The sequence below is a fragment of the Mesorhizobium sp. M2A.F.Ca.ET.037.01.1.1 genome, from assembly GCF_003998075.1.
Classification (GTDB): domain Bacteria; phylum Pseudomonadota; class Alphaproteobacteria; order Rhizobiales; family Rhizobiaceae; genus Mesorhizobium.
In genome coordinates this window covers 1-2,082 of sequence record NZ_RZSA01001076.1, presented here as the reverse complement: position 1 = coordinate 2,082, position 2,082 = coordinate 1, and the positions used below count along the sequence as shown (strand labels likewise).

3 protein-coding genes are annotated in these 2,082 nt (G+C 62.0%); 2 read left to right on the top strand and 1 reads right to left on the bottom strand.

Annotated elements, in window-relative coordinates:
- Window positions 1-180: 180 nt before the first annotated feature.
- A complete protein-coding gene (locus EOA27_RS33545; protein WP_126078083.1) occupies window positions 181-762 on the top strand; it encodes a hypothetical protein in 582 nt (193 codons plus the stop codon).
- Between the two features lie 137 nt (window positions 763-899).
- Here the strand turns inward: EOA27_RS33545 and EOA27_RS33540 are convergent, their stop codons facing one another.
- Window positions 900-1,532: a TetR/AcrR family transcriptional regulator gene (locus EOA27_RS33540; protein WP_126078084.1), complete on the bottom strand. Its 633-nt coding sequence runs from the start codon at window positions 1,530-1,532 to the stop codon at window positions 900-902.
- Between the two features lie 103 nt (window positions 1,533-1,635).
- Between EOA27_RS33540 and EOA27_RS33535 the strand changes: the two genes are divergently transcribed.
- Window positions 1,636-2,040, top strand: a complete 405-nt coding sequence (locus EOA27_RS33535; protein ID WP_126078085.1) for a VOC family protein — start codon at window positions 1,636-1,638, stop codon at window positions 2,038-2,040.
- The last annotated feature ends 42 nt before the right edge of the window (window positions 2,041-2,082 follow it).

Below are 2,082 nucleotides of genomic sequence, written 5' to 3'. Positions count from 1 at the left end.
CAGCGCGCCCCCGCCCGCCGCTACGCTTGAACTCCCATGCGTTGGCCGCCACGGTTCCGTGCCCTGGCGGCCAAAGCGGCTCAACGGTCGACACGAGGGCTGAGCCGCTTTGGTCTTCTGTTTTCTCGCAATTCCGGACGGAAAACCGCGGCACAATTTTCCTGGAATTGCTCGGTTGCAGTGCTGCTCGCCCTGCTGGCGGCAGCCTCGGCGCAGGCGCATAGTGGCTCCTCCGCTCCGCCTCCCCCAGGCATCCAGATCCCCAGCCTAACCCACGGCCAGATGGCTGTGATCGCGCGCTATCGTGGCGACATCCTGGATTTTGCCCAACGCCAGACCGTGACCGACCCGACCTTCCGGCGGCTCTACAATCACGGCAATCTGCAATACACCTACTGCCTCTGGGGCTTGATGCCGGGAAGCCTCGGCGACGAGGAGAGCCCGTTCAACGAATGCAGCCACGCCTATCTCGCCACCGCCAAGGCGCTGCTCACCTATATGGCGACGATGCCCGCAGCCGAGCGCCAGGCGAAAGTGCTGATTTCCGACATCGACGCCGACATGGTGCGCAGCGGCGCGTCCTGGATCCTGTGCCAGTTCAGCGGTGAGGCCTTCAGCACCGGCGCGGTGATCGAGCCCAGATGGCGGGACATGGTGTTCCACCTGCCGAGCCTGGCGGTGCTGCTGGTCACGATGGCGGCGCTCGCCGCCGCAAGTTGGGCGATCTTCCGTCTGCCCTCGCCGCGGGCCGGCACCGTCTAGAACGATTCAGCCGTCGCCTAGCCGATCGCGTTGGACTCTCAGGCGCTGCTCAACTGACTGAGGCCGGCCGACCTCCTACGACACCAGGCGACGTAACGCGGCTCGTTGCGCCGCGCAGATCGTGCCAGGCGGCGCGACTATTTCGAGCGTGCCCCATAGGCGGCAAGGAACGCTTCGACCGAGGCATCGGCGTGGCGCTCAAGGTCGGCTTTCGAGCGCGGGTTGCTTCCGGTGAACATCGCTTCGTTCATCGGAATCCAAAGCAGCATGCCAAAGAAATGGCTGGCCGCCAAACGGGGATCGCCGGTCTGCAACAAGCCTCGGCTGGTGAGCTTTTCAAAGCACTCCGCCACCGAGGCAAGCATGCGCTCAAAGCCTTTGTCGTACCAGCTACGGCCAAGCTGCGGCATCCGATCGGCATTGGCGATAATCAGACGCCGGAGCTTCAGCAACTCGTCGTTCATCAGCGTCGTGGTCAATCGCCGGGCAAGCTGCTGCAGGCCGCCCTCCAGGAATTTTGCCTCGGAAAGCAGCATCGTCACGGACTCGACAACGTCGTTGACCTGAGAAGCGGTGGACTCCACGACTTCGGTGAAAAGCGTCTCCTTGTCCGTGAAATGCTTGTAGACAGTCTGCTTCGAAGCGCTCGCCCTGGTGGCGATCTCCTCCATGCTGGTCCCATCGTAGCCCTTGGCGATGAAGGCGGCGGTCGCCGCCTCGATGATCTCACGATCCTTACGGGCCGATCTGGTCTCAACAGCAATTTTCATAGCGCCCCTCTATCAGTACTAGACGGTACCGTTCCCGTATGATAGCCATCGAGACAGTACTAGACTGACTAGTACCCGTCAATGAAACGGAGGTTTCAACCCGATGACCCAAATGCTCTTCCTCAATCTGCCGGTGCGCGATCTGCAGCCAGCGACCAAGTTTTATCTCGCGATCGGCGGCACGCTCAACCCGCAGTTCTCGAACGACCAGGCCAGCTCGATCATGTTCTCCGATTCGATCGGGGTCATGTTGCTGACGCACCAGCACTACAGCCAGTTCACAGCCCGTCCGATAGGCGATGCCAAGCGCGAGAGCCAATTGCTGATCGCGCTGACCGTCGACAGCAAGGACGCGGTCAACGCGGTCATCGAGAAAGGTGTTGCAGCGGGCGGCCGCGCCGATCCCAACCCGGCACAGGATCTCGGCTTCATGTTCAACCGTCACATAGAAGACCCGGATGGCAATGTCTGGGAGTTCCTGTGGATGAACCCCGCAGCCATGCAATAGACCGTCCGTATCGCCCTTTGCCGGGAACGACACCCTGGAAGC

Bases quoted from the DNA above. Each gene is read 5' to 3' on its own strand.
- EOA27_RS33540 (WP_126078084.1), bottom strand. From the start codon at position 1,532: ATGAAAATTGCTGTTGAGACCAGATCGGCCCGTAAGGATCGTGAGATC.
- EOA27_RS33535 (WP_126078085.1), top strand. From the start codon at position 1,636: ATGACCCAAATGCTCTTCCTCAATCTGCCGGTGCGCGATCTGCAGCCA.